Genomic DNA, 26284 nt, shown 5'->3' on the forward strand with positions numbered 1-26284 from the left:
ACCTTATGAGAGTAGCAATTATCGGAGCCGGCATTTCGGGTTTGGCGCTGGCCTATAACCTGCAGAAGTTGGGTATAGCCTATGACCTTTTTGAGGCTGGCAGTCAGGTGGGCGGCAACATGCGCACACTGCGCCAAAAGGGCTATACCATGGAGTTGGGTCCCAGCGTGCTGCAAATGAACGAGCAACTGCTCGAACTCATAACAGAGCTCAAACTCGAAGGCGATGTCATGCCCCTGACGCCTCGCAATAACAACAGGTATGTGCTGCGCCAGGGCAGTTACCTGCCCGTACCCTCCTGCCCCAAAACCTTTCTGGCCGATAAGCTCTTTTCCTGGGAAGACAGGTATAGGATCCTGCAGGAGAGGAAGGTCCCGCCTGCCCAGATCGAGAACGAGACCATTACCCAGTTCTTTGAACGACGCTTCGGCCTGCAGCACGCTGACTACCTGGCCGCTCCCCTTATCAGTGGCCTGCACGGTGGCGACCCGGACCAGCTGCTGGTCAGCAAGGCATTCCCGGAGCTGAAAGAACTCGAAACCAGGTATGGCTCTGTGCTGGAAGGCCTGGTGCAGAAAAAGCAAAAAGGCGTGTTCCAGCGGGCTTTCTCTTTCCGCAACGGAATGGACACCCTGCCGCAGGCCATCGCCGACAAACTTATCTCCCTGCACACCGAACACAAGGTAGAGTTCATCGCCCGGCATCAGGGCAAGTTCATCATCAGCTGCGCCTCCAACGGCGACCATGACACCGAGGAGTACGACAAAATTGTGCTGGCCTTGCCGGCACACCAGGCCGCCGAACTACTGGAATTCACTTATCCAGGTATGGCAGCGGCGCTCCAGAACATCAACTACCCGCCCATGGCGGTGGTGCATACCGTGTATAACCGAGCCGAGGTCGGCCACAGCCTGAAAGGATTTGGGGGTCTGAACCCCAGGCAGGAAGATACTTTTACGGCAGGCTCCATCTGGACCAGTTCGCTTTTTGAGGGCCGCTGTCGGGCACACGAGGTCATGTTCACCTCGTTTGTGGGAGGCGCCCGCTTTGCCGAAAATGCGCGTTCAGCAGAAAAACAACTGTTGAATCAGGTGCATGAGGAATTGTGCGCTACCTATGAGATTACGGCCTTGACTCCCGCATTTCAGCATGTGCACCTGTGGGAACACTCTATGCCGCAGTATGACCTCTACATCGAAGACGCGCATGAGCTATCTAAAACCCTGGAAAACGATGGCCTGTTCATCTCGGCTAGCTGGCGTTCGGGCGTATCGGTGGCCACTTGCGTGCGGGAGGCAAAAACGCTGGCGTCCAAAATTAATTCGGAGGCCTCTTCACGTACTATAGCCGATTAGCTATATTTGTGGCATGAATGACTCGCTGGTGATCATACCGACTTACAACGAAAAGGAAAACATTGAGGCCATCATCCGCAAGGTCATGTCACTGCCCCAACCGTTCGACCTGCTCATTGTGGACGACACTTCACCGGATGGCACAGCCGATATCGTTCGGGCCTTGCAGCAGGAGTTCCCGGAGCGCCTGCACCTGGAGCTACGCACTGGCAAGCTGGGTTTGGGCACCGCCTACATTCACGGTTTTAAGTATGCTTTGCGGATGGGTTATAAATTCATCTTCGAAATGGATGCCGACTTCTCGCACAACCCGGATGACCTGAGCAAGCTATACCATGCCTGCGCCGTGGAGGGTTACGACATGGCCATCGGTAGCCGCTATGTGCAGGGGGTGAACGTGGTGAACTGGCCTATGAGCCGGGTGCTGATGTCGTGGTTTGCCAGCCTATACGTGCGCCTGATCACTGGCATGCCCATCGCCGATACGACGGCTGGCTTTGTGTGCTACCGTCGCAAAGTGCTCAAAACCATCCAGCTCAACAAGATCCGCTTCGTCGGCTACGCCTTCCAGATCGAAATGAAATTCCTCACCTTTAAGTATGGCTTTAAGATAAAGGAGGTGCCCATCATTTTTACAGACCGCACCAAAGGCGAGTCCAAGATGTCGAAGGGTATATTCAAGGAGGCCGTGCTGGGCGTGATTCGGATGAAGGTCAACAGCATTTTCCGCCACTTCGACCGTTATTAGTAGCTATTTTGCCCGTCTTGCTCTGCCAACAAATTGCTGAATTTATTCTTTCGGTTTTGCTGCACATCCAACGCCAAAACAATTAACTTTACGAGTTGGGTATAGCTATGCCTGTACCCACTATCGGGTATATTCGCCTTGACTTTTTTAGCCTATGGATACCATACTTTTCTGGGTCATATTCAACGTCTTCATCCTGCTGCTACTGGGACTCGACCTGTTCGTGTTTCACCGCAAGGAGCATGAGGTCAAAATAAAGGAAGCGCTGCTTTGGAGCGCCTTCTGGATTGCACTTTCGCTTATTTTCAATGCAGTAATTTACTATTGGAAAGGCCCCGCCCCTGCCCTGGAGTTCCTGACCGCCTACCTTATCGAAAAGTCCCTCAGCGTCGATAACCTCTTTGTGTTCATCCTGATTTTCAACTTTTTCAAGGTACCGCTTCAGTACCAGCACAAGATCCTGTTCTGGGGTATATTGGGTGCTTTGGTTTTGCGTGGCATTTTCATCTTGGTGGGTGTTGCCCTCATTGCCAAGTTCCATTTTATCATCTACATACTGGGTGCTTTTCTGGTCTACACGGGTATTAAAATGGCCCTCACCAAAGACGACGGAGAGCTGCATCCAGAACAAAACCCTTTTATCGTCTGGATAAGCCAGAAACTACGCTTCACAAAGACAGCTGTGGGCGGCAAGTTTTTCACCAAAGTGGACGGCAAACTGTATGCAACCCCGCTTTTCCTGGTGCTCATTATGGTAGAAAGTACCGATGTGGTGTTCGCCGCCGACTCTATACCTGCCATCCTGGCTATTTCCAAAGACCCTTTTATCGTGTATACATCCAACGTGTTTGCCTTGCTGGGTCTTCGGGCGCTCTACTTTGCACTAGCGGGCATCATGCAGCTTTTCCATTACCTGCATTATGGGCTATCCCTCATCCTGGTGTTCATCGGCGCTAAGCTGCTCGTCAGCGATTTCTTCGAACTGGATATGCGCTACGCCCTGCTGGTAGTAGGTGCTATTTTGACAATCTCTATTGTCGCTTCGCTCATGTTTCCCAAAAAGGAAGCCGAACTCCCGCCCCCACCGGACTTTATACCTTAGTTTTAAGGAGATTATTGATTGAGATAACAGGTATAGTCCAAACAGGGGCGAAAGATTTTTCACTAAAAACACCCAACAATATTTGCATTTGTCATTATTTATACCTTCACTTGCAAAATAAACGAAGAACAATGATCTTATTTAACGCCTATATTTTTACAAATTCTCTGATGGTGCCTCTGGTGGGGCTCCGGCGGTAAGACTTTGTGCGTTAGGTAAAACAGAACATACACAGTTACCACAGGAGCCCCGCCACAAGCGGGGCTTTTTTGTTTTAAGTCGATACAGTTAAATGAACATACCCATGAGTACAGCAGCACACAGTAGCATGAAGTTAGCCGGACACGAGAGCCAATTGGCTAAGAAGAACCGCCCTGTTGTAATAGCAGGGCCATGCAGCGCTGAGAGTGAGGAGCAAATGTTAGAAACAGCACGAGGCCTGAAGAAGGTAAAAGGCGTAACTGTTTTCCGGGCCGGTATCTGGAAACCGCGTACCCGCCCTGGAAGCTTCCAGGGTGTGGGTGTTATCGGCCTGGAGTGGCTCAAGTCCGTGAAACAGGAAACAGGCCTGCGTACTTCCTGCGAGGTAGCCACGGCCGGGCAGGTGGAACTGGCACTTCAGCAGGGCGTGGATATCCTGCTGATCGGGGCACATACCACCGTGAACCCTTTCCTGGTGCAGGAAATAGCCGACGCCCTGAAAGGCGTGCAAGTACCTGTGCTCGTAAAGAACCCGGTGAACCCGGATTTGCAACTGTGGCTGGGTGCCCTGGAGCGCCTGCATCACAGTGGCGTTACAGACCTTGGCGCCATGCACCGTGGCTTTTCCACCCTGGATAACGCCCCGTACCGTAACCACCCTAAGTGGGAACACGCCCTGGAGCTGCGCAAACTGGTGCCGGAACTGGCCATGTACTGCGACGCCAGCCACATAGCGGGCCGCAGGAGCCTGCTGCGCCCGGTAAGTCAACGCGCCCTGGATCTGGGTTACGACGGCTTGATGGTAGAGACCCACTTCAACCCGGTAGCGGCACTGAGCGACGCCCAGCAGCAGATTATGCCGCAGGAATTGCACATGCTCTTACAGGCGCTGAAGCAGCAAAACGCACAGGTGGAGAAAGGGAAACAGGGAACGCAGCTGGAAAAATTGCGCAAGGAGATCGAGTTACTGGACGACGAATTGCTGGCCCTTATGTCGCGCCGCACCAAAGTGAGCGCTCAGCTCGGGGATTGCAGCAAACAAGCCACACAGACGGCTTCGCCAGATCCGGTGCGTTGGGACCTGGTACTGGAAAATCTGTTGCAGCAGGCCAGCACCGCAGGTATAGACCAGCGCTTTGTGGAGACCATTTTCCAGGAAGTGCGCTCCCAGTATGCCCGCACGCACCTCTACAACTATGGAATGAGCTCCTGATTAAATTATTTTTTTAAATTTTAAACCCCTGCCGTAGCACAAAACAGTGTCGCAGCAGGGGTTTTTGCTATACAATTTCCTGCTTTCGACTAAATTCATAAGGCCCTCATATTCACCACGTTATTGCAACAAACAAGCCTATGCAGTTTTAAGGAATAGTGTAAATCTATGCTAAAACTACTGGATAATAATATAATTTTTAGTTAATTATTTGTACATATATTTATAATAATGTTTGAATATTAAAATTAATTGCAACAATTTTACAATAACACAGGTTATAGGCTTTAGATTAAAAAATCATTATATACTAATATTAAAACACACATCTAAACCCTTTTGAAAATTATATGAAGAAGTTTTATTCACTTGCAACAGCGCTACTCTTAGTAGCCGGCACATTCACAAGCTGCACAAAAGACTTGGATGAGGTAGGTCCCATGAGTGCTTCTACTGAACAGGCAGCTAAGGCGGGTACTGTTAATGCCAATCAAAAAGTAGATGGCGGCTTAATGCTGAGTATTTCAACGGCCACCCCAACTGTCGGCGAAAATGTAACGATCACCGCTTCTTTTAGAGAGAACGTAACTGCCGGCACACTGCGCATAGAGCAGCTACAACCTGACAATACCTGGGCAATTGTGAAAACCTCTTCCCTTAGCAGTACAGTAAAATCAATTTCTCACGATTTTACTTCTAATGTTGTGGGCAGCTATACCTTCAGAGGGTTTTACACTCCTACTGGCGGCGCTAATTTTATGCAGGCGCAAACGGCAGGCAGCACGGTTACATTCATTTCTAACTGCACTGGCGCTAACCTCACTGCTAACCTCGTATATGCTACTCCTGTTGCAGGTGGCATGACCGAATATAAAGTTGCTTTCACCCTTACTTCCTGCACTGCCTACAGCAATGTTAAACTTCAGGGTGGCATTTCTGCAACCATATCAGGCGATGTTGTGGCGATGTCAGCAGATCAGGTACCAGGTGCAGTGAAGTACAATACAAGAAATGCTGTTGTAAATTGGGCTGGCCTAAACCTGACCGAAGGCTACAGCAATACTTTCTATGTGACTTTCCGTATGGCAGACTCCAACAAAGTGAACCCGATCGGTAACTGGACCGCTAAAGCTGGCGATATGCTGATTGCTGAGGCAACACTTTAATAAGCGAATTACCTCATACTAAAAAAGACCGCCCCAAAGGCGGTCTTTTTTATTTGCCATGGCACCATTGCCATACCTCTGCTGTTAAGTACTATCTTTGCCAAAGAACATCATTAAGCTTAAATATATGAGAACCCCTATTTCAAGACTGCGCACCATCGGTATTTATGAAGGCGTGTCTTACCTTTTGCTGCTTGGCTTTGCGATGCCGCTCAAATACATGGCCGGTATGCCCGAAATGGTGAAGTACACAGGTTGGGCGCACGGTGTGCTGTTTGTGCTCTATATGCTGTCGGTAGTGGAGGTGACCTTGGCGCATCGCTGGTCAATTCTGAAGATCGGTGCAGCTGTACTTGCTTCTTTGCTTCCGTTTGGCCCTTTTATACTGGATAAGCGCCTGCTCAAAGAAGAAGAGATGAAAAAGGAAAAGCCTGCCAGGCAGGTCGCATAACGCAAACACTTTCAACTATTAGCCAAATATAAAATGGGCTGCGGTGCTATACCTGCAGCCCATTTTCTTTTACTCGCCTTTCGTAACCAGCCCTGCACGCCGGGCTATAGACTGCGCGATAACACTGGATGCCAGCAATTGCAGCGCATGGTAAAGCATGATCGGCAGCAGGATGATCCCCACCATATTGGCATCCGGTAAAAGCACTTTCGACATCACGGTGCCGTGCACCAACGATTTTTTGGAACCGCAGAAAATGGCCGTTATCCTGTCTTCCGGGCCAAACCCCATCAGGTGACTCACCACATGCACTATACTGTATACCAGGAAGAACAGCCCAATCATGCCAAGCCCCAGCAAAAACAAGTCGCCGATGCTATACCCGCTGAACATGTCGCGGGCGAAGGACTCACTGAAAGAGGTATAGACGATAAGCAGAATGATACCCTGGTCAAAGAAGCGTAACTGTTTGCGGTTGCGCTCGGCAAAGCCACCCCAGTAGCGGTGCAGCACAATGCCCAGCGTGACAGGCAGCAGTACCTGCAGCACCAGTTTCAGCATAATCTGGCCCATATCAAAATCACCGGAGCCCGCCGACAGGTATAGTCCCATCCAAAGTGGTGTCACAAACACCCCGATCAAGCTGGAGATGCTGGCATTGAAAATAGCCGCCGGTATGTTACCACCCGCTATCGACACCATCACCACCGATGAAGACACCGTGGAAGGAAGCGCCGCCAGGTAGAAAGTGCCCAGCCACAGCAGCTCTCCGGAAGTACCCTCAAACAAGGTATGGAGCGGCATGATCAATAAAGGGAAAAGCAAAAAGGTAGACGCCTGCACCACCAGGTGCAACCGCCAGCTGCCCAGCCCGGCCCGCAACTTTTCGGGACTCAGGCGCAAACCGTAAAAGAAAAAGATCAGCGAAACACCATAGGTGGCAACATCACCCAGCGAGATGGGCTCTTTGTCCAGTCCTCCTTCCGGCCATAGGTAGGCGAGCAGGATCATGCCCATCAGGGCCAGCAGAAACCAGTCAAATCCAGCCCGAACCAGCAGACCTTGCACGCGTGCTATACCTGAAGGCTTCCTGTCAGGTATAGCTGTTTGCTTTTCGGGGCGGATCGGGGGCTTCGTGCTCAAGTTTTTTTAAGTAGTAGGCTATAAAACAAAAAGACGGCCACCGCAAATGCAAGCGATGGCCGTCTTTTTAATTTCCGTTGCCGCTAAAAATCCAGCAGGTCAATGGTTTCCAGTTCAAATTCGGTCGTGTCTTCATAATTCGCGTCCGGGGCCGTCACGATGAGGTCGCGGGCACGTCCATACAGGCGCACGTTCGGGTACAGGTTCTCGTACTCAGCCTGCGAGATGAGGCCGCGTCGAGCCATAATGCCCCCGATCAGGCGGTAGTAGCCGCTCTTCCAACTGCGCAGGTTGCCGTAGCTGTCAAACGAAGAGCGGAAACGTTTTGGGCTAGGTATAATGCTGGTCAGGAAGATAGATTCGGCCAGGTTTAGCTCCGAAGGTTGCTTCCCGAAGTAGAACCTCGAGGCGTCTTTGGCCCCATAAACGTCCGGCCCCCACTCGATGATGTTCAGGTATATCTCAAACATCCGGCTCTTCGACACGATTTGCAGGTTTTCGATCAGCCACACAATAACAGCCTCTTCTACCTTTCGCGACACTGTCTTTTTGCGGGTCAGGAACACGTTTTTAACCAACTGCATCGAGATGGTGCTCCCTCCGCGCACAAATTCCTTTTTCTTGATGTTGGTGGCAATTGCCTGCCGGAAGGCTTCTTCATGGAAACCCTTGTGTTTGTAGAAGCCCGCGTCTTCAGCCGTCAGGACGGCATTGCGCAGGTATGGGGAGATCTGGTTAAGCGGCACGTAAAACGGATTGGCAGGCCCAACCATGAAGGTTCGGATCGGTTTGCCGTACTCATACATGGTATGCATAAACGGCCCCTTTAGTTTCTCGAGATTGGCCTTGCCCCACTGCACAATCCGGAAATCCTTGGAAGCGTCCAGGTCAGAGTCGAACACGACACGCTCCACACTGTCCAGATTCACATGGAATTTCATCTTATACTGCAGTTTGCCTTCAGCCCGTATACCTTCCAGCGTTTCAAACAAACCGGTCGGCAGGGACTCGAAAAAGTCGTTGGCTGGCAGGGCCTCGGTTTTTACTTTCAGGTCGATGATCTTGGAGTCGGCATTGCTATAGGAGGCATAAACATTCGCCTTGGCTTTGTTCACGCGCACCTGGGTCAGGCTGTCAATCACAAACAGGTTTTGCCCCAGACTCACCACATAATCCACAGCGCCTTCTTTTACATAGATGTCTTCATCCGCCAGTTTCTCATGATTGAGCATCAGGTTATTGACCATAGCGCTTCCTTTCACAGTGAGTTTATCGCGTCGGAAGGTCTTGTCAGTTATACCCAGGTGCAATGTATCGAAAGCCACAACGCCGTCGAACTTCTCTTTTACATAGGGCAGCCTGATTCCTTGGTTGTCGGATGCATACAGGCTGGCCATGATGTTGTAGTCGCGGGCATCGATCGTTCCTTTCACCCGCATGTTGTTTATGAGCGAATCTGTCCGGATTGACACTTGCGAGTTTATATCGCCATCCTCAATGGTGAGGTAGGGCATCCGGATGTCGATGATGCGGTTGGGAGAGGTATAGGATACGTTCAGGTTACTGAAATCCACCTGGTCGGGTACGTTGTCAAAAGCCGTTTCGAGGATTCGATTCAGCAGTTCCCCGTAGTTGCGGGAGCTTTTGGCCGTCGTGTCCACAGGTTGCGTTTCATCGCTTTTCAGCAGGAAGGAAAAGTTATCACGTCCTCCATCCTTAATGGCGGTGAGGTAGCCATTGGCCACCTTGAGCTCACGGAGCACAATGCGTCCCCTGAAAAGCGAGCCCAGCCCCACCTTGGCATGGACACTGTCGGTACGGAAAAGCGTATCCTGGCCATGCGGCACCATCGTTATATCGGAGAGCACGACAGAGGTCAGGTCTGTAAACCCTGCCTCCCCAATCGTAAAATCCACGGGATACCTGCTCTCTACTTTTTCCACTACCCGGTTGATCGTGTAGTTGAGGAGCCTGCTCCTAAATACGAATAGGGAAACAATGAGAAGCAGGAATAGGCCCAGCAGCACGCCAGCGCCTATCAATAATCTTTTTTTCAATCGTTGGTCCAAAATATTCAGGTGCGAATTACGCTAATAAGATTCAGTATCAAAATATAGTGCCGGTATTATATAGCACCATTGAAGCATACGTAGCTTCCTATAGTTTGTGTTATCCCCCACATACGACTGAGGCCGGATTTAGATTTGCCCGCCGAATCCTTTGCTCGGGGACTTGTGCCAGCAAAATGCGACACTATAGACAACACACACATTAACAATACATTAACAGACAACTACTTACTTACGTTCGGTCTAGGGCAGGTATGCGCGAAGGGGAAGCCCAGGTGTTAAATACGTATGGCATTTTTGGCTTACTAGGGCATTCCTGCTTATCTTTGACCAAAGAAACATTCTCTTTCATGAATCTGACATCACTCACGGCCATTTCTCCGGTAGACGGCCGCTATCGCCGCAACACCACCGAACTTGCAGCTTATTTTTCTGAATTCGGACTGATCCGCTACCGGGTACTGGTGGAGGTCGAATACTTTATCGCGCTGTGCGAGCTGCCTTTGCCCCAACTGGCCGGTGTGCCACCTCATCAGTTTGCCGAACTTCGTGCCATTTACGAGCAGTTTTCGGAGGCCGATGCCCTGCGCATCAAGGAAACGGAGAAGACCACCAACCACGATGTGAAAGCGGTAGAGTATTTTATCAAAGAGAAATTTGACAGTCTTGGTCTGGCCCAGTACAAAGAGTTCATCCACTTCGGCCTGACCTCGCAGGATGTGAACAATACGGCCATACCGCTCTCACTGCGCGAGGCCGACGAGCGAGTGCTCATGCCGCTATACCAGCAGTTGCACCAGACTTTGGCAGAACTGGCCCAGCAGTGGAAAGACATCCCAATGCTTGCCCATACCCACGGACAGCCTGCCTCTCCTACCCGCTTGGGCAAGGAGATCATGGTATTTGCGGAGCGACTGGAAGCACAGTTGGACCAGGTACGCCAGGTGCCTTTCTCGGCTAAATTTGGCGGCGCGACCGGCAACTTCAATGCCCACCACGTGGCTTACCCGGATGTGAACTGGCCTGCGTTCGGCAACCGCTTTGTGCAGGAAACTCTTGGCCTGCGCCGCAGCCAGTATACCACCCAAATAGAGCATTACGACAACTTGGCCGCCTACTTCGATGGTCTGAAGCGCCTCAACACTATCCTGATCGACTTCTCGCGTGACGTATGGCAGTATGTGTCCATGGGATATTTCAAGCAAAAGATTAAATCCGGTGAAATCGGCTCTTCGGCCATGCCGCACAAAGTAAACCCGATCGACTTCGAGAACGCCGAAGGAAACTTAGGTATAGCCAACGCGGTGCTGGAGCATTTATCGGCCAAACTACCGATTTCCCGCTTGCAGCGTGACCTCACCGACTCTACGGTGCTACGTAACGTCGGCGTGCCGTTGGCCCATATTCTGATTGCCCTTAAGTCGCTGGAGCGTGGCATTGGCAAACTGGAGTTGAACGAAGCGGCCTTGCGCCATCACCTGGAAGAGAACTGGGCTGTGGTGGCAGAAGGTATACAGACCGTGCTGCGTCGCGAAGGTTACCCGCAACCGTACGAGGCACTGAAAGACCTGACCCGCAAGAACGAAAAGATAACAGAACAGGCCATTTCTAATTTTATTGATTCCCTGCAGGTAAGCGATGCGATAAAAGCCGAACTGAAGAAAATCACACCGTATACCTATACTGGCGTACAGCTAGTATAAGGTATAGCCACTTGCAAAAAAGCCTCTGCCGGTGTGACCTGGCAGAGGCTTTTTTTTTAGATATGAGCAACCTATCATAGTTTCAAATCATTCCGGATAAAGTAGTCCAGCGAGAATCTTTCGACAGTAGGTATAGAGGTATTTTCCGCTGTTCTTGCTACCAGCTCGAATTTGCCCTTATTTAATGGCTGATAAAAACCAATATTCGCTTCTGAGTAAGGCAACTGGCTATAACTGACACTAACGCGTACTGCCAATACTACCGCTCTCCCAGCAGTTCATCTGTATTTATACCTTTAAAATTGCAGTTCTCCAGATAATTTGCCGCGACATAGGCTATTTCAGAATAGGAAATGTAGGGCAAATGAGGTCGGGATGATAGGGTGTGTTAATGCCCCAGTTCAGGTTCTCGAAAAAGTTGGCGCAGCGCAGGTGCTTCACGGCTATACCTTGCTCAACTCTCGCTCAAAAACGATCAGGCTGGTGAGGTTCCCGTTTCGCTTTAGGGTCGCATTGCTGATGTTTACAACATGTTTGATTGGGCTGGCTTCCAGCAGCCATACCAAGCGCTCTGTAGTTGTCAAAGGGGTAGCCAGGGCTGTATCAGGTATAGTACAGAACAAGGCTGTGGCACTACTGAAGGCTGCCTGCAAGAAACCATGATAATGTTAATCGCCCTTCAATACCTGGCACTGGCCTGATTAAGCTGACAACTTCGCTTTGTCGCGGGTTGCAGCTTGGACAGGTTCGTTCCGGCCAATTAGTTCTCGCAATACCTTGCTGCCCAGATTGCCGGAAGCGCCGAGTATCAGGATGCAGGATGTTGGGTCCACTGCTAAATCACTTTTTCGCTACAGTTCCTTCAACATCGAAAGTGAGCATTTTACTGAATGGCTGTCCATCTGTCGTTATACCCTGAACCACCACCAGGTAGGCACCTGTTTGCTCAGAGGTATAGAAACGGATTTGTTCAGCCTTATCCGCAGTCAGCTTGATTTGGGGTGCCCAGTGAAGCAGGTTCCTGAAATCGGCCAGGCGGCTTTGCCGCTGCTTTTCTGTATCATAAGCGGGTGCGTAAAACTCACGTTCCAGCTGCAAGCCTTCATAAGTCTGCATAAGCGCACGCGGGTCCAGTTCAAATCCAGCCAAGTCGCCCGTATAAGTCTGGTAACTGACTAATCCTTCGTACTCCAGCGGCCCGTGATAGAAGCGCCTTGCAATCACTTCCAGTTTATTGACCTTTAACGGATCGAATGCCATGATTTTGTCGATGCTGAAAACTGGCACACCGTCCAGTAGTACCATCGGGTTTTGCCTGAATAGTTCTTTATGAGGTCTGTTTAACACCATGAAATGGAACCTGCGACCACGGGTACGCACCTGCACTCCCTGCACATACTCCCGCATCACCTCCTCCATTACCTTAAACCGCTTGTAGCTATCGAGATAGTACTGTTCGGATACCTCCCCATAAAAAGCCGTGGTATCTTTTACCGGTGACCTGAAATTGTTGTTCTTCTCCCCATGATAGGCGTGCTGTAACTGTACCTGCACGTGGCGCTCTGCAACGTTGCCCAGCCAGGAATGGGATAAGTTGAAAGTAGGTTGGTTAGTGCGGCTGTACTGTTCCGAAAAAGGATTCAGAAGCTCAAAGTGATAGGTGCTATCCTTATTGAAATCGGTTTGCAGCACCATATCCCTGCTGCCGAAGTAATCCTTAACCTCAAACAGCGCCACGCCATTTTCATTGCTCACGGCATTGTAAAACCGAATTGGGCTACCCGGCGAGGCCAGGTAGGTAGTGATGCCTTGCGCTGGCAATCCGCTCCCTTTATGCGTTACTTTCGCTCTCAGCAAGTGCCCATGATACTCAGGCACAAAAGGTAGCGGGTTCTGCTCGTTTTGTAAAACGGCATCCCATTTAAAGCGGCTCCAGCCATGTGTGAGCATCAGGTTATCCATTGCCTGCAAATCCAGACGACCGGACTCCGAAAAATAATAGGAAGGGGATTCTACTACGCCCTTTAAATCCGACTCAAGCCAGATGTAACTGTCAATCATCCGCTCCGGTGCATGCTGCAGGGAGTCGAGCCGGTACACTGCCATCGAAAGATTTGATGCCGTTGCCGTACCGTAAGTGGCGTCGGCTAGCAGGTCCAGGGTGACTTGCTCCCGCAGGTTATACCTGGCTTTGGCTGCTTGCAGACTCAGTTGGTATTGCCTGGAAGGTTGCTTGAAGAACAGGCGCTCACATACAGGCATACCTGCCGCATCGAAAACCGTGAAATGGTTGATGCCATCTGCCAAAGAAGCTTTGTCGAGCACAATCGTGGCTTTCCCTTCCAGCAAGATGGTATTTTCAGAAACGACAATCTGTTGCCGGGCATGCCCCAGCAAATACACTGCTTCACCTAAGTGTCCTACCGCCTTTACATCTATTTTCAAGCGGTTATCAGCCATTTCCTCCATCTGCAAGTTATAGCCCTGCTCGTGTACCTGAGGAAAAGGCTGCGCCAGGCGTTGGCCGCCCGGCAGCAGTATACTGGCTGTATAGCGCTTTCCTGCCTCGGGCGTAAAGACGAAATGGCCCATCCCAAACCGATAAGGCTTCAGATCTGCCACGTGGCTACCCGCTTCATCACGCACCTCTCCTCTAAGCGCCGCTCCTTTGCCGGTTTGCCCATTGGTGATCTTGAAAGCTACTTTGCTGTTTACGCCTGCCAGCAGATTACCACCTTCCGGGAAAAACTGCACCTTGTAATCGTTAGCCTTTTTATCTCCTGCACTTGGCAACTGCTCAAAAGTATTGATAATGGTAACCGGCTGCTCAAAGAAAAAACCAGAGCTGAAGTTTTTCATCCAACTGGTGTAAGCCCTCACCGTGTAACTACCCGACTCCAGGGTGGCAGGCAACTGAAATGCGCCTTTGCCGGTGCCCTCGCTCAGCATTACTTTTGCCTGCAAAACCGGTTTCTGACCTTCACGAAGCAATTCTATGTAAGCAACTTTGCTTATATCCAATGGTTGGTGCAGCGTCCCATCCACACTGTATACCTTAAACCACATGTCATCGCCGCACACATATACCTGCCTGTCCAGGTGCAGGTATAGCTTCTCTTGCAACGACTTCTGGCGGTGCTGCTGCAGGCGCTGCACCACGCTTGCCGCAGACTTTGATTGCGCAAGGGTGTTGTTGTTGACAGATATGCCAAGCACTAAGCCTAGCACGGTGCCGATACAAATTTTCAGGAACTGAGCGGACTGCCGCATGTTCTGTGTGCGTTCGTTCATATTTTCAGACTTAGCTTCTATTCCCAGTAAGCTGGTTTCACATTAGTACCGCGAAGCGTGCAGTCCACGCACGACCGTGGCGCATAGGTATAGCCTATAGGATCTGGGGACATGCCGTATACCTCATCTACCGGAAGGACGCTGCCTCCGGCAAAACGCTCGTTCACCTGCCCGGAGCTGATCATCACAGTATCCATGGAGCAGGATGGATAATAAAGACGCCACTCGGCGGGCAGGTCTTTGCTGTCAATAAAGATTCGTTGCTGTTGCATGGTCGCGGCTGTCAGGAAACCAATAACGGGTTCATTCGGGTCAGAAAGGCTGCGAATGTTACTGGTCAGCTGAGAAGGAAGCGGGTCGAAGAGCGTGCCGATGCTTTCCGTGTTTTTCTTGAGCGTCTCCCAATACTCATATGCCTCCCGACTAAGTGCATACTGCTTCACCAATATGCTGTTTTTAACAGCGATTTTTTCAGAAGCACGAGGCAGTGTCAGCAATTTGTAGTTGCTGATTACATCTGAGCTCAACTTTATGGAAGATCCTAATTCAATTGCAGTAGAGCTCTCCGATCTCCAACAAGTGAAAATGGGTTTGTCATTGGGCTCTCTTTGGGATACTGCGCCATTTTCGTATTTGATAGTCGAGTATAGGGCCGCCTTGAATTGCCAGGTCTGCTCATACTCCCATCGGTAATAGCGGGTGTTGTTGCTTTCATCATGGGTATTCACAAAAATCTGAACCTCCTCGTTTACAGGCCTCCAGGTTATCTGATCGATGGCTGGTGTTTTTTTCACTTCCACAAACTCGGAAGCGTATTCCTTCCCCTTGATTGTGCGAATCAGCAAGCGGTATTTTTTCCCGGGCGTCAGCTGCATGTTGTAACTCATGTACACACCCTTGGCCGTTTCAATAAAGTTGAATTGTTCCTTGGACTCCGATTCTACAGAGACCTTTGCCTGTGTCTCAGCAGGAGGCTGGCCGTTCTCGTTCAAGTTTTGGGTGCGCAGCAATTGTATGGTCGTCGGTCCGCTAGCGTTCAGAAACCCGTTCACAACCAAATAGGTATTGGACGATTCCAACACCTCAGGGAAATAGGGCTCCACACAACCGTTCAGTAACATCAACAGCAACCATACCAGCGGGTTTTTCCAGCTCCGGGTCTTCATGGTATTAAAATTTAAAATTGTAGGTAACAGTAGGGATCGGCTGACCGAAGATGGACATTTTATAGCCGGCAATCTTACCGTTCTGTGACTTGAAATAAATAGAGTATGGATTTCTTCGACCGGTGAGGTTGTAAACCGCCACCGTCCAGGAACTGTGCGCCAGCTTTTGGACCCTGTGGTTGCCCTCGATGTTCATCGCGAAATCCACTCGGTAATAGTCTGGTATGCGGTACTGGTTTCTGTCGGAGTACATGATGCGGTAGGTGCTACCGTCGTAGTATTTCGCCAAGGGCAGCGTAATTGGCCTTCCGGTACTGTAAGTAAAGTTAAGCGAGGTGCTGAACCGCTGGCTAAAACGATAATTGCTGATCATGGTCAGATCGTGTGGCTTGTCGAAGTTGCTGGCGTACCACTCTCCCCGGTTGATGATCTCAGAAACCGTTGGGTCGTTTAAGCGGGTTAGCGTCCTGGAGTAGGTATAGCTTATCCAGCCATTCAGCTTTCCGGTTGCCTTTTTCAGCATCACTTCTACCCCGTAGGCTTTGCCTTCTGCATTCGCCACATCGGTTTCTATGTGGTGGTTCATAATGATGTTGGCTCCGCTCCTGTAGTCCAGGAAGTCGCGCATCCACTTATAATAGGCCTCTGCCGAGAACTCAATCGTGTTGGCCCGCAGGTTTCGGTAATATCCAAGCGCCACCTGATCGCCTACTTGCGGTTTTATGTTGTTGTCACTCAGCTTCCAGGTATCGGTTGGCGCCATGGTGGCCGTATTGGAAAGCATGTGCACATACTGACGCAACCTGTTGAAGCTTACTTTTACAGATGAATTGTTGCCAAATCCATACCTGGCCGATAACCTGAACTCCGGCCCATGGTATGTCGCGATCCGCTCGCCACTGCCATAAGAGAGGGTGTCCGTAATGGTATTGACTGACTTAGGCACACCTGGCGCATAGCTGAACACATCTTTTGCCCCAAGCGCATTAAACACAGAGTAGCGTAAACCCGCCGAAACTGAAAAACGCTGACTGATATCGAAACGGTCCGAAATATAAAGCGCGCTTTCAACGGCTTTTTCGGGCTGCAACTTGTCATCTTTAATTGCGGACTCGGGGTGATTACGCGTTAGATTACCAGGGTTTACCTGGTAATAGATGCTGCTGCCACCAAAGTCCAGCGTATGCTTGGAGTCAGGGAAATAGTTGAAATCAACTTGCACACCGCTTTGGTCAATACCAAACTCCATAGTAGCGGCATTGGCTGTGTTTTCTTCGTTTGAGATGTCGTAGCTATAGTGGCTCCGTGTAGCGGTCGCCACGCTGTAAAGCCTGTTATGGAAATTATGCTTCCATTTAAGGCTTGCATTCTGGTTCTGGAACCTGTAAAGCGTATCAGCGTCAAGTTTAAATCTGTCCTTACTCAGATAGCCTGTCAGGTATATGTTGTTTTTATCGTCTATTTCATGGCTTATCTGCGTGTTCAGATCGTAAAAGGATGCCTCGCTGTTACGGAATGATTTGACCGGAATCTGCTTTAGCAACCAATCGGAATAAGTGCTGCGCCCTCCAACCAGGATGGAGGTTTTGTTCTTCACGATCGGTCCCTCCAGTGTTAGCCTGCTCGTGAGCAGACCAATACCACCGGCTCCACTAAACTGCTTCTTGTTTCCCTCGCGGGTACTCACTTCCAATACCGAGGACAGGCGTCCCCCGTAGCGGGCAGGTATAGCGCTCTTGTACAATTCCACAGACTTGATCACATCCGGGTTAAATGCCGAGAAAAAGCCAAACAAATGCGATGGATTGTAAATGGTCGCATCGTTGAGCAGAATCAGGTTTTGATCAGTTGAGCCACCCCGCACGTTCATGCCGGTGCTGCCCTCCCCTACTGATTTTACGCCAGGCAAAGTCAGGACAACCCGCAAGATATCGGTCTCTCCGAAGGCTGTTGGCACTTGCTTGATCGTCCGGATGTCCAATCGTTCCATTCCCATCTGCAAGCCGGTTACGTTGCGGTCTTTCTCGGCCTCCACCACCACTTCTTTCAGCGATCTGATGTCTTCTTCTATCTCAATATTGAGCTTACCGTCGCTGTGCATGACAATCTGCCGCCTGGTGTTTTTAAGTCCGATCGCCCGGATGTGCAACTCGTGGCGCCCCAAAGGAAGCGAGAGCGAAAAGTAGCCATACTGGTCTGAAGCTGTACCGATGGTTGGCGACTCGATGTAGACATGGGCTCCAATAATAGCCTCGCCTGTCCTGGCGTCGCGCAGCGTACCGGCAAGGTTTGCGTTACCCGATTTGCCTCCTCCCGGCGAGCCAATCTCATACAGCTTAAGCTCAGAGGTTGTCTTCTTACTGGATTCCTGCTGAGGCAGAAAGCCATTGTTTGCCAACTGACTATTTCCCTTGGCCTGCTCATCTTGCTGTATCAAAAAACTACCAGGCAGGCTGGTCATCACTGGGTTATGCCGGGTAATGAAAACGCGGTGATCTGCAGATATTGCAAAGGCGTAGCCAGTGCCTTGGAAAACCTGCGCCAGTATTTTCCTGAGCGGCTGCTGGTCAGCTTCCAGGTTCACCACCACGCTGTCGGCCACTGCCGGCTCGTAATAAAACTTGTAGGGCGTTTCTTGTTCCAGCCGCTGCACGAACGCATCAAAGTGAACATTGCGGAAGGTACCCGACAGGAGCGTCTCCTTTGTGTGCTGAGCGATAACAGCCAGACTAAAACCGCAATACAGCAGAAGGGAGAGTAAAGAAGATCTGTAAAATTGGGACATATAAAATGGAGACGCTTAACTAAATGTATAAGAAAGCATAGTTGGCAGCTTAATCCTGAAGCTTGTCGTATTGTTGCACGATCCTCATCAAAGCGTCTTCACGATTCTTTTTGAAGCGAAGATTATTCGCGGCGGCGAATTTGTTGAGTTGTTTTTTCTGATCCTTTAGCACAAGAAGCACTGACTGTTTATTGCTCACCTTGTAGTAGGTAGCATTTCTTAGTAGAAAGAACCTGCTGGCATCTTTGTACTCACCTTCCATGCCATTGGTACTAGTTCGCTCATGCAGGGTCTTTTTATGCCGCATAAGCAATTTTACCTCCCCATCGTAAAGCACATTGTAAAAACCAGCGGGCATACCCGAGTGATTGGCGCTGTCTGTTTGCAGGTATACAAAGGAGCGTCCATGCACTTCAAAAGCCTCTACCCGTTTTTTGTCCAATATATGCGGATGACCGCTGCCTGTATGCATGATGATCAGTTCGTCCTGCACTATATCGTGAAGCATAGGGACTGCTTCGAACCATGCCCCGTCATACTTAACATTTCCTTCCTGAAAGATTCTGTCAATTAAGAATTGGTGACCTTCCAGGTATGGCTTTCCGGGTGCGTAGTACTCTTGACCATTGTATAGATGGGCATGCAAGCCGATTGCTTTTTTATGGCTGAGCAAGGCCTCCGCAACAGCTGCCTGCACAAAGCTGGTATCTGCTTGTGCCTGTGAGGCAAAGGGGAATAAACATAGCAGCAGAATAAAATAAATCTTGGGCAGGCTATTACGATTCATAAGGTGTTTACTTCTCAGCAGATAATGGCATTAAATATAAAGTATGTTTAATGTTATGACAAATGTTGCAACATTTTTTTATATCTAAATCAGATTTAGTTTGAAAATAGATCAAAACAGCGAGAGTTGTAGCTTGATTTTCTTTAGAGTTGGATCCGGTTAGCCAGCTCATATACCGCCTGCACAAAGCGGCTCCAACTGAAACGCTGCTTATACCTGCTGATGTTATGCGCGTATTCCGCGCCCTTTTCTGAGGCATAGAAATCCAGTATGGCTTCGGCAATTGCCTGCGGCTGTGGCTCTACTACATATCCTACCTCCCCATGCGGTACCAGTTCGGAGAGGCCACCCACGTTAGTCACCACCATGGGTTTGTCAAAATGATAGGCGACTTGGGTAACGCCACTTTGGGTGGCATGCTTGTAAGGCTGCACCACGAGGTCAGCGGCACAAAAGTAGTGGCGTACCTCCGCATTAGGTATAAAATTGGTTCGTAGTACCAGTCGGTCCTGCAGCGCATGCTTCCGGATCAAGTCATGGTACGGAGCAGCATCCTCATAAAACTCCCCTGCAACGAGCAGTTTGATATCCGGACGGTTTTTCAAAGATGGATCCGCCATTGCCTGTAGCAAGAGGTCTAACCCTTTGTAGGCCCTGATGAAACCAAAGAAAAGGAGGTAGCTATACCTGGGATCGAGGCCGAGTGCTGCACAGGCCTCCTGCTTGGTCTCTGCCTCGCCGAAATTGTCGTACAGCGGATGTGGCAGGTATACGTTAGGCTTTGCTGGCTCAAAATGCTCCAGGTCCTGTTGCACTGCCCGCGACATGGTAACAAAAGCGTGGCAGGCGCTTAGAAAGTACTTGGTAAAGGGCACGTCGCCGGGGCGCTTCTCATGCGGTACCACATTATCAGTAATTGCCAGTATGCGGCTATACCTGTTGCGACGGATAATACGGGCAATAGTGCCCAGCGCAGGTCCCATAAAAGGAAGCCAATACCGGAATATAACCAGATCAGGACGTTGCTGGCGGATATAGTTACCTGTTCTGACCCAGCTGATGGGGTTGATGGAGTTGATGAGCGATTTAATCCGGAGCCCTGCAGGGGCCGGTTCGTTGGTGTACTGACTCTTGCCCGGAAAAAGAAAGGAAGGATACTGCAGGCTGAACGACACGATCTCCACCTCGTCGCCCGCCTCCTGAAAAGCTGTTGCCAGGCGCTCATTGAACGTAGACATGCCCCCACCCCGCAAAGGGTGCGCAGGCCCCACGATGATCACGCGCCTCGCCATTATTTTTTAAGTAAGCCTGCCTTGTCCCGGATGAGGTATTCGTTCTTCTTGCTCGATGTCATCGACATCATCTCGGCCAGGAAGCCGGCCAGAAACAACTGCACACCCAGGATCACCGCCACGAGCGAGAGGTAGAATAAGGGCTGGTCCACTACGTCGCGTACGCGCCCATTCGGGTATAGCTCGAATACTTTCTGCAGAATCAGCCAGATAGTTATGCCCAAACCCACCACAAACGACAAGGTGCCGAACGTGCCGAAGAAGTGCATCGGCCGTTTTTTGAAACGGCTCACAAAGGTAATGGACAGTAAGTCGAGGAAGCCGTAGACAAAGCGCTCCAGCCCGAATTTGGTGGTGCCGTACTTGCGTTCCTGGTGCTGCACCACCTTCTCGCCAATACGGGTGAATCCGTGCCACTTGGCGATTACAGGTATATAGCGGTGCATTTCGCCGTGCACTTCTATGCTCTTCACCACCAACTGTCTGTAGGCTTTCAGACCACAGTTGAAATCGTGTAGCTGTATACCTGACAGGCTGCGGGTTGCGGCATTAAACAATTTGGTTGGAATGGTTTTGCTGATCGGGTCGAAACGTTTCTGCTTCCAGCCAGACACCAGGTCAAACTTCTGGTGCTTGATCATATCATAGAGTTCCGGAATCTCCTCCGGGCTGTCCTGCAGGTCGGCATCCATGGTGATCACTACTTCGCCGGCGCAGCGCTTAAAACCCTCATGCAAGGCAGCGGACTTGCCGTAGTTCCGGTTAAAGCTAATGCCTTTCACGGTGTTATCGTCAGCACTAAGCTCTGATATCACATCCCAGGAGCGGTCAGTGCTACCGTCATCCACTAAAATGATTTCGTAAGTAAAGCTATGCGCGTGCATGACGCGCTTGATCCAGCGGACCAGTTCAGGCAGTGAGTCCTCTTCGTTGAAAAGAGGAACCACTACTGAGATATCATAAGGGTATTGCATTTTTTTATTCAAACTCCGGTCGCTTGTTCTTCATCACGGCCGATACGATAAGCGAAAGCAGGAAGCCAATAAACACAGAGCCCACAATTGACCACACGATCATCATCACCGGGCTGGAGAAAGATTCTCCCATGGCGATGGCTTGCTCAATCTGTTCATCGCTCATGCCTTTTTCTTCCAGCTCGATGCGCTGCTTGTCCATCAGGTTGGAGGTATAATCTGTATCGATGAAAGAGGTATACACAAACATGAACAAGCCGCCAAGTACACCAAAAGCCAGTGCTACCAGCGTTCCTATGCCCAAGCCCTGGCCATAAGACATGAAGCCATTGTTTTGGCTCTTATACTCTTTCATCGCAATTACCATAAATGCAATCAGGATGATATAGCCAAGGGCACCTGCCCAACCACTAATGTCTACCCCAGCTACCAGAAGTATGGCACTATAAAACACAGAGACAACAGCGCCCATCAAGCCATACTTGAGCGCAACAGAGGATACAGAAGGTTGAGTTTCAGTCATTTTTTTAGATTAGGTTATGTGAGATTGATTTATTTTCGGAAAAACACGGATGCCACCACTGAAAAAACCCCTCCCACAAACATCCGACTCAAAAAATCATAGGCAGCTAACATACTGGGCGAGATCGTGTCCAGATCCTCATAGGCCTTTTCAAAATTCTGCTCGCCCAATAACTTGATCTGCTCATTTCTTGTCTGGTCGAGTACCGCTCTAAGCTCTGCCACGTGCTGCTGTATCAACTCCGGCCCTACCAGATAGATCATCAGGTATATCAGCATACTCGCGCAAAGCGCTGTGTAAAAAGTAACTGCAAGACTAACGCGCATCCCCTTCCAGAAGCCAACTTCCGCGTCGTGAAAACCCTTGAAGTAACGCAGCCCCATAAAAATAAAAACCGGTAAAGGTAAATAACTCCACCTACCCGACTCGCCCAGCGGGTTGTACCCCAACAGGTATAAAGCCAATACAATGACAAAACAGGCTAATCCGCATAGTACGCCATACCGCACTCCTACCCTTACAATCGTTTGATTCAGCATTATGAATTTGCTTGTTTCCGTAACAGGCCGAGCGCCTAACAGAAATATAGCTATAAATATATTAAAAAGTATGATTTAGTACCAGCTGCCCCTTGTTGATAATCCCTATTACCTTTCCGGTAAGCTCCTGCTCAAGGAAAGGGGAGTTCGTTGATTTTGATTTGATGCTATGCTGTGTAGGTCTCCACGTAAGTTTTGGATGGAAAAGAGTCAGGCAGGCCTTTGCTCCTTTGGCAATGCCGCAAGCAGGCAGGCGAAGTATTTCACGAGGCCTGCTTGTCAGCTTTTCAATCAGGTTTTCAAGCGATAGTATACCTGCCATGGTGGTATTGGCCACGGCAAAAGCTGTCTCAAGGTTAATAATGCCGAACTCTGCTAAGTCAAACTCCAGCTTTTTGCTTTCAGTATCATGTGGCTGGTGTGCCGACACAACTGCGTCAATAGTACCATCTTGCAGGCCTTGCTTGATGGCCTCTGCGTCGGTATGGCTCCTAAAAGGTGGAGAGACTTTATAATTGGTATCGAAAGGGGCCATTGTTTCGTCGGTATACGCTACCTGGTAACTGGCTACATCACACGTCACATCCAATCCAGCGGCTTTCGCCTGACGGATCGCTTCTACAGACCCGGCACTCGAAATGAGCGAGAAGTGTAAACGGCCACCGGTATAGGCCAGCAACTGCAGATCGCGTGTCACCATTACTTCCTCCGCCAGTGCAGGTATACCTTTCATACCAAGCTGTGTACTGACCAACCCTTCATGTATTTGCCCAAATTCAGTCAGGCGTGTATGCTCCGGGCGATTCATCAACAGGCCACCAAAAGGCTGCAGGTATTGCAGCGCCTTTACAATGACCTCTGCTCCCTGCAAAGGTCTGTCGCCATCCGTAAAGGCCATGGCCCCAGCCCGCTGCAGGTCAATCATCTCAGTCAGTTCCTTGCCTTGGGTATCTACTGTCACCGCTCCAGCCGGAAGCAAATTGACAGGCAATGCAGCAGACTTCGATTTCAAAAAGTTAATTGCACCTTTGCTTTGCACAACTGGCTGCACATTAGGCATGCAAAGCACATCGGTGAAACCTCCCGCCGCCGCCGCCTGGCTCAAGGATTCAATATCTTCCTTATGCTCAAGGCCAGGCTCACCTACCTGTGCATACATATCTACCCAGCCTGTTGATACACAAAGCCCTTCCATATCCAATACACGGTCTGCTTCCTGCAGATCGTCTCCGATATAGGTAATCATACCCTGATCGATCAGGACATGTTGACGCTTTAAGTGGAATGATGATGTGGGATCGTAAATCTGAACTGCTTTGAGGAGTATCTTCATCTTAGAGGAATCTGATTAGAGCTATTTCTGCCATCAAGAAAATCAGACACAATATTAGGCAATATTTCCAAAGCTTTACGCCAAAAAATCGTTTTTCGAATTCCCCTTTCACCGAAAAACTATCTCCGTACTCATAAACATGCACGTTTGTCATGTCAGCACGAATAAAATTCTTCAACTCTGACGGGGAGTACTGTGCTAATAGCGATTCCGGTTTATCGTAATTAAAGGCAAAACTTGCCACTGAAGCGTCATTTCTACGAAGCTCATAAAAACCTGCTTCCCCCATCTCAGCCGGAGCCGTAAATATCAGCTTACCCCCGCGCAACTGCTGCTCCGGAATGAACTCTACACTATCTTTAACCAACTTATAGACTCCTTCTCTGCGCGCTCTATCTGCCACAGGAATGCTGATAGTACTGCCGTTGAGACGGTATGCGATTTGTTGCTCTTGTTTGTAGCTCCCAATAGCAAGCCTATACATGACTGGAACGAAGAGCGCATGGCTTACCAACTCATTTTGTGCTGGGTCCAGCGAAGCTGCCATCAAGAATACCTGCCCCTGTCCCCGATCGAATCTGGATAAGAAAGGTGCCCCTCCTCTGAACTTCAGAACATCCTCCGAGGCACGTGACCATAACATACTTCTGACAGCAGCTGGCATCTGCATTTTTGAATCGTATTCGGAAAAAATACTTCTAAAGAACGGATTATCCCGTTCTGGCACTAATAGACTTGTTTTAGAGGAATTTACTGATGAGGCTGTATAGGAAGCAGGTATAGCCAAACTTTGCAATAAAGCGGTATAGCCAGCGCGTTGGCTCGAAGGACTTGGGATAATCACCAGACTACCTCCACCTTTCACATACTCAGCAACTGTAGAGACCAATGCAGAAGGGATTTCATTTAAGCCCTGCAAAATAATCAAGTCAGATTCTCCCATTTTAGAGTAATCAATATTTCCCGTATTATAGTGCGTTGGTCTAAAGAAAGGCTCATTAAGAAAGAGTCGCTGCAAGGGGCTACTGCTATTATCGGCAATTTCTAGGATGTTTAAATTTCCCGAAGGAGCTAAAACAAAGTAATAAGCATTATCAAACTCCACCGGATAATCCTCTACCAAAATATAAGCTTTTTTAGCACTATTACCCCTAAAGTTAAAACTAATCGCCGCCTCCGTTAATTGATTTGGTGGAAGATCCATATTTAAGGCAGCTATTTGCTGCTCGTCAATCACAAGTTTTACAGGACAGTTCTCTATCACCTTGTCACTTGCATTATAGATTTTTACATGCAATTGATTCTCGCCACCAGGTCTAATGAACTCATCTGTCAGGTATACAGAATCAACGAAAACATTAGAAGTGCTAGAAGCTTTAACCGGTACCAAATGATAATACCTATTACTATCAAGTTGATTTAACGAGCTAGGTTCGAAAGAACTTTTCTGAAAATCGGAAAAAACGAAAACATGCTCAGAAGAAGTGGAACCGGAAGCAGAGCCTGTAAGGAAAGGTATGAGAGAACGCGTAGAATAATCAAGCATATCCAAGGTGTTCCTCGCTTCGCCTGTTGCTACAGATGCTGCCCGGTTGCGATTTAAGTTTGAATTGATGCTAATCGGAGTAGTTGCAGGGAATAAATCCAATACTTGCTTCGCCTGATCTACCGCCACTGTCAATAGAGAAAGGTCTTCTTGCTCATGAATATTCTGCATACTCAACGAATTATCGAGCGCAATAGTCACTTGTGAGGAATCCGTGGGTGCACCGGATTCTGAAGCAGGTAAGAATGGCTGGGAAAAAGCAAGTACCAAAAAGATGATAAAGCAAATCCGACAGATCAGTATTAGAATATCTTTCAGATTCCGTTGACTAGCTGTGAGATCTTTGGATACCTGTATAAACTTGACATTACTAAACTCTACCCTTTTAGCTTTTCGCAACTGTATCAGGTGCAATACAATTGGAATAGCGATTGCAGCTAGTGCGATCAGAAAGGTTGGATATAAAAATGCCATACCAACAAGTTAGACAGGAAGATTATAATTTGCAACGAAAGCCTTGAACAATACTGAAGTCAATAAGTTTAATAAACTATTAGATCAAACAGTCTCTCAAAAACGGATGTAAAAGAGCCCCTGATAGTAATTGATTAACCATTCGCTTGCATTATATTGACCTTGGACAAGGTGTAGGATTACCTTCAAACAAATACCAGTATTGGATGCCCTGTTCCGACTGTCGCTCGCCCAATTGTATTGCCGCGGCCCGGTTAGGTTTCTTTGCTGTGTTTGCGCCATGCCGCCCGCTTTGGGTCCTGCGCCGCCTGGGAGACCCAGCAGATGGCGCACGCTGCCCAGCCCTGTTTGCCGGTTCGGCCGGCTGCCTTGGTGCGGCGGTTAGGCGGCGGTTGGGTTGGGCTTAAACGCGGAACGGCCCCC

At 49.5% G+C, this 26284-nt stretch carries 20 protein-coding genes; 7 read left to right on the forward strand and 13 right to left on the reverse strand.

Features of this window, described 5'->3' with window-relative positions; all coding sequences use genetic code 11:
- Positions 1 to 5: 5 nt before the first annotated feature.
- The 6 genes from hemG to H9Q13_RS16430 all read left to right on the forward strand — a co-directional run bounded on the left by hemG (position 6) and on the right by H9Q13_RS16430 (position 6236).
- Positions 6 to 1355, forward strand: coding sequence for a protoporphyrinogen oxidase (gene hemG / locus H9Q13_RS16405; protein WP_191184888.1), 1350 nt, complete (start codon positions 6 to 8; stop codon positions 1353 to 1355).
- A gap of 13 nt (positions 1356 to 1368) precedes the next feature.
- Positions 1369 to 2103 carry a polyprenol monophosphomannose synthase gene (locus H9Q13_RS16410; RefSeq protein WP_191184889.1) on the forward strand — a complete coding sequence of 245 codons (735 nt, stop codon included), beginning with the start codon at positions 1369 to 1371 and terminating at the stop codon, positions 2101 to 2103.
- A 154-nt stretch (positions 2104 to 2257) separates the two neighbouring features.
- Entirely contained in the window at positions 2258 to 3205 is a 948-nt protein-coding gene (locus H9Q13_RS16415; RefSeq protein WP_191184890.1) for a TerC family protein, read from the forward strand.
- 304 nt (positions 3206 to 3509) lie between these two features.
- A complete protein-coding gene (locus H9Q13_RS16420; RefSeq protein WP_224744346.1) occupies positions 3510 to 4619 on the forward strand; it encodes a chorismate mutase in 1110 nt (369 codons plus the stop codon).
- A gap of 350 nt (positions 4620 to 4969) precedes the next feature.
- Positions 4970 to 5785, forward strand: a complete 816-nt coding sequence (locus H9Q13_RS16425) for a hypothetical protein (RefSeq protein ID WP_191184891.1) — start codon at positions 4970 to 4972, stop codon at positions 5783 to 5785.
- A 127-nt stretch (positions 5786 to 5912) separates the two neighbouring features.
- Complete coding sequence (locus H9Q13_RS16430) at positions 5913 to 6236, forward strand: DUF3817 domain-containing protein (RefSeq protein ID WP_191184892.1); 324 nt, start codon at positions 5913 to 5915, stop codon at positions 6234 to 6236.
- Between the two features lie 69 nt (positions 6237 to 6305).
- Here the strand turns inward: H9Q13_RS16430 and H9Q13_RS16435 are convergent, their stop codons facing one another.
- On the reverse strand, positions 6306 to 7313 hold the full coding sequence (locus H9Q13_RS16435; protein WP_191184918.1) for a bile acid:sodium symporter family protein: 1008 nt from the start codon (positions 7311 to 7313) through the stop codon (positions 6306 to 6308).
- Positions 7314 to 7462: 149 nt separating this feature from the next.
- Positions 7463 to 9436: a transglycosylase domain-containing protein gene (locus H9Q13_RS16440; protein ID WP_191184893.1), complete on the reverse strand. Its 1974-nt coding sequence runs from the start codon at positions 9434 to 9436 to the stop codon at positions 7463 to 7465.
- 362 nt (positions 9437 to 9798) lie between these two features.
- Here H9Q13_RS16440 and purB point away from each other — a divergent pair, with 362 nt between their 5' ends.
- On the forward strand, positions 9799 to 11151 hold the full coding sequence (gene purB, locus H9Q13_RS16445) for an adenylosuccinate lyase (protein WP_191184894.1): 1353 nt from the start codon (positions 9799 to 9801) through the stop codon (positions 11149 to 11151).
- A gap of 443 nt (positions 11152 to 11594) precedes the next feature.
- On the opposite strand, the gene H9Q13_RS16450 is transcribed toward purB, so the two are convergent.
- The 11 genes from H9Q13_RS16450 to H9Q13_RS16500 form a co-directional block, all read right to left on the reverse strand.
- Positions 11595 to 11804 (reverse strand): hypothetical protein, encoded by a 210-nt coding sequence (locus tag H9Q13_RS16450; RefSeq protein WP_224744348.1) that lies wholly within the window; start codon positions 11802 to 11804, stop codon positions 11595 to 11597.
- A gap of 187 nt (positions 11805 to 11991) precedes the next feature.
- The gene (locus tag H9Q13_RS16455) at positions 11992 to 14442 is read right to left on the reverse strand and encodes a hypothetical protein (protein WP_191184896.1); all 2451 of its coding nucleotides are present in this window, start codon (positions 14440 to 14442) and stop codon (positions 11992 to 11994) included.
- A gap of 17 nt (positions 14443 to 14459) precedes the next feature.
- Entirely contained in the window at positions 14460 to 15608 is a 1149-nt protein-coding gene (locus H9Q13_RS16460; protein WP_191184897.1) for a DUF4249 domain-containing protein, read from the reverse strand.
- A 4-nt stretch (positions 15609 to 15612) separates the two neighbouring features.
- Positions 15613 to 18393: a TonB-dependent receptor gene (locus H9Q13_RS16465; RefSeq protein ID WP_191184898.1), complete on the reverse strand. Its 2781-nt coding sequence runs from the start codon at positions 18391 to 18393 to the stop codon at positions 15613 to 15615.
- A gap of 49 nt (positions 18394 to 18442) precedes the next feature.
- Positions 18443 to 19180: a hypothetical protein gene (locus H9Q13_RS16470; RefSeq protein ID WP_191184899.1), complete on the reverse strand. Its 738-nt coding sequence runs from the start codon at positions 19178 to 19180 to the stop codon at positions 18443 to 18445.
- A 143-nt stretch (positions 19181 to 19323) separates the two neighbouring features.
- Entirely contained in the window at positions 19324 to 20472 is a 1149-nt protein-coding gene (locus H9Q13_RS16475; protein WP_191184900.1) for a glycosyltransferase, read from the reverse strand.
- Positions 20472 to 21446: a glycosyltransferase family 2 protein gene (locus H9Q13_RS16480; RefSeq protein WP_191184901.1), complete on the reverse strand. Its 975-nt coding sequence runs from the start codon at positions 21444 to 21446 to the stop codon at positions 20472 to 20474. Before H9Q13_RS16480 ends, H9Q13_RS16475 begins: the two co-directional genes overlap by 1 nt.
- Positions 21447 to 21450: 4 nt before the next feature.
- Positions 21451 to 21969 carry a DUF4199 domain-containing protein gene (locus H9Q13_RS16485; protein ID WP_191184902.1) on the reverse strand — a complete coding sequence of 173 codons (519 nt, stop codon included), beginning with the start codon at positions 21967 to 21969 and terminating at the stop codon, positions 21451 to 21453.
- Positions 21970 to 21998: 29 nt separating this feature from the next.
- Positions 21999 to 22508 carry a DUF4199 domain-containing protein gene (locus H9Q13_RS16490; RefSeq protein ID WP_191184903.1) on the reverse strand — a complete coding sequence of 170 codons (510 nt, stop codon included), beginning with the start codon at positions 22506 to 22508 and terminating at the stop codon, positions 21999 to 22001.
- A gap of 61 nt (positions 22509 to 22569) precedes the next feature.
- Positions 22570 to 23841: a dihydroorotase gene (locus H9Q13_RS16495; RefSeq protein ID WP_191184904.1), complete on the reverse strand. Its 1272-nt coding sequence runs from the start codon at positions 23839 to 23841 to the stop codon at positions 22570 to 22572.
- 1 nt (position 23842) lies between these two features.
- Positions 23843 to 25861: a BatA domain-containing protein gene (locus H9Q13_RS16500; RefSeq protein WP_224744349.1), complete on the reverse strand. Its 2019-nt coding sequence runs from the start codon at positions 25859 to 25861 to the stop codon at positions 23843 to 23845.
- Positions 25862 to 26284 lie beyond the last annotated feature (423 nt).

This window comes from Pontibacter aquaedesilientis (genome assembly GCF_014773225.1).
Classification (GTDB): Bacteria; Bacteroidota; Bacteroidia; order Cytophagales; family Hymenobacteraceae; genus Pontibacter; species Pontibacter aquaedesilientis.

Bases quoted from the DNA above. Each gene is read 5' to 3' on its own strand.
- H9Q13_RS16500 (WP_224744349.1), bottom strand. From the start codon at position 25,861: ATGGCATTTTTATATCCAACCTTTCTGATCGCACTAGCTGCAATCGCT.
- H9Q13_RS16460 (WP_191184897.1), bottom strand. From the start codon at position 15,608: ATGAAGACCCGGAGCTGGAAAAACCCGCTGGTATGGTTGCTGTTGATG.
- H9Q13_RS16495 (WP_191184904.1), bottom strand. From the start codon at position 23,841: ATGAAGATACTCCTCAAAGCAGTTCAGATTTACGATCCCACATCATCA.
- H9Q13_RS16490 (WP_191184903.1), bottom strand. From the start codon at position 22,508: ATGCTGAATCAAACGATTGTAAGGGTAGGAGTGCGGTATGGCGTACTA.
- H9Q13_RS16415 (WP_191184890.1), top strand. From the start codon at position 2,258: ATGGATACCATACTTTTCTGGGTCATATTCAACGTCTTCATCCTGCTG.
- H9Q13_RS16430 (WP_191184892.1), top strand. From the start codon at position 5,913: ATGAGAACCCCTATTTCAAGACTGCGCACCATCGGTATTTATGAAGGC.
- H9Q13_RS16475 (WP_191184900.1), bottom strand. From the start codon at position 20,472: ATGGCGAGGCGCGTGATCATCGTGGGGCCTGCGCACCCTTTGCGGGGT.
- hemG (WP_191184888.1), top strand. From the start codon at position 6: ATGAGAGTAGCAATTATCGGAGCCGGCATTTCGGGTTTGGCGCTGGCC.
- H9Q13_RS16455 (WP_191184896.1), bottom strand. From the start codon at position 14,442: ATGAACGAACGCACACAGAACATGCGGCAGTCCGCTCAGTTCCTGAAA.
- purB (WP_191184894.1), top strand. From the start codon at position 9,799: ATGAATCTGACATCACTCACGGCCATTTCTCCGGTAGACGGCCGCTAT.
- H9Q13_RS16465 (WP_191184898.1), bottom strand. From the start codon at position 18,393: ATGTCCCAATTTTACAGATCTTCTTTACTCTCCCTTCTGCTGTATTGC.
- H9Q13_RS16480 (WP_191184901.1), bottom strand. From the start codon at position 21,446: ATGCAATACCCTTATGATATCTCAGTAGTGGTTCCTCTTTTCAACGAA.
- H9Q13_RS16425 (WP_191184891.1), top strand. From the start codon at position 4,970: ATGAAGAAGTTTTATTCACTTGCAACAGCGCTACTCTTAGTAGCCGGC.
- H9Q13_RS16420 (WP_224744346.1), top strand. From the start codon at position 3,510: ATGAGTACAGCAGCACACAGTAGCATGAAGTTAGCCGGACACGAGAGC.
- H9Q13_RS16410 (WP_191184889.1), top strand. From the start codon at position 1,369: ATGAATGACTCGCTGGTGATCATACCGACTTACAACGAAAAGGAAAAC.
- H9Q13_RS16485 (WP_191184902.1), bottom strand. From the start codon at position 21,969: ATGACTGAAACTCAACCTTCTGTATCCTCTGTTGCGCTCAAGTATGGC.
- H9Q13_RS16470 (WP_191184899.1), bottom strand. From the start codon at position 19,180: ATGAATCGTAATAGCCTGCCCAAGATTTATTTTATTCTGCTGCTATGT.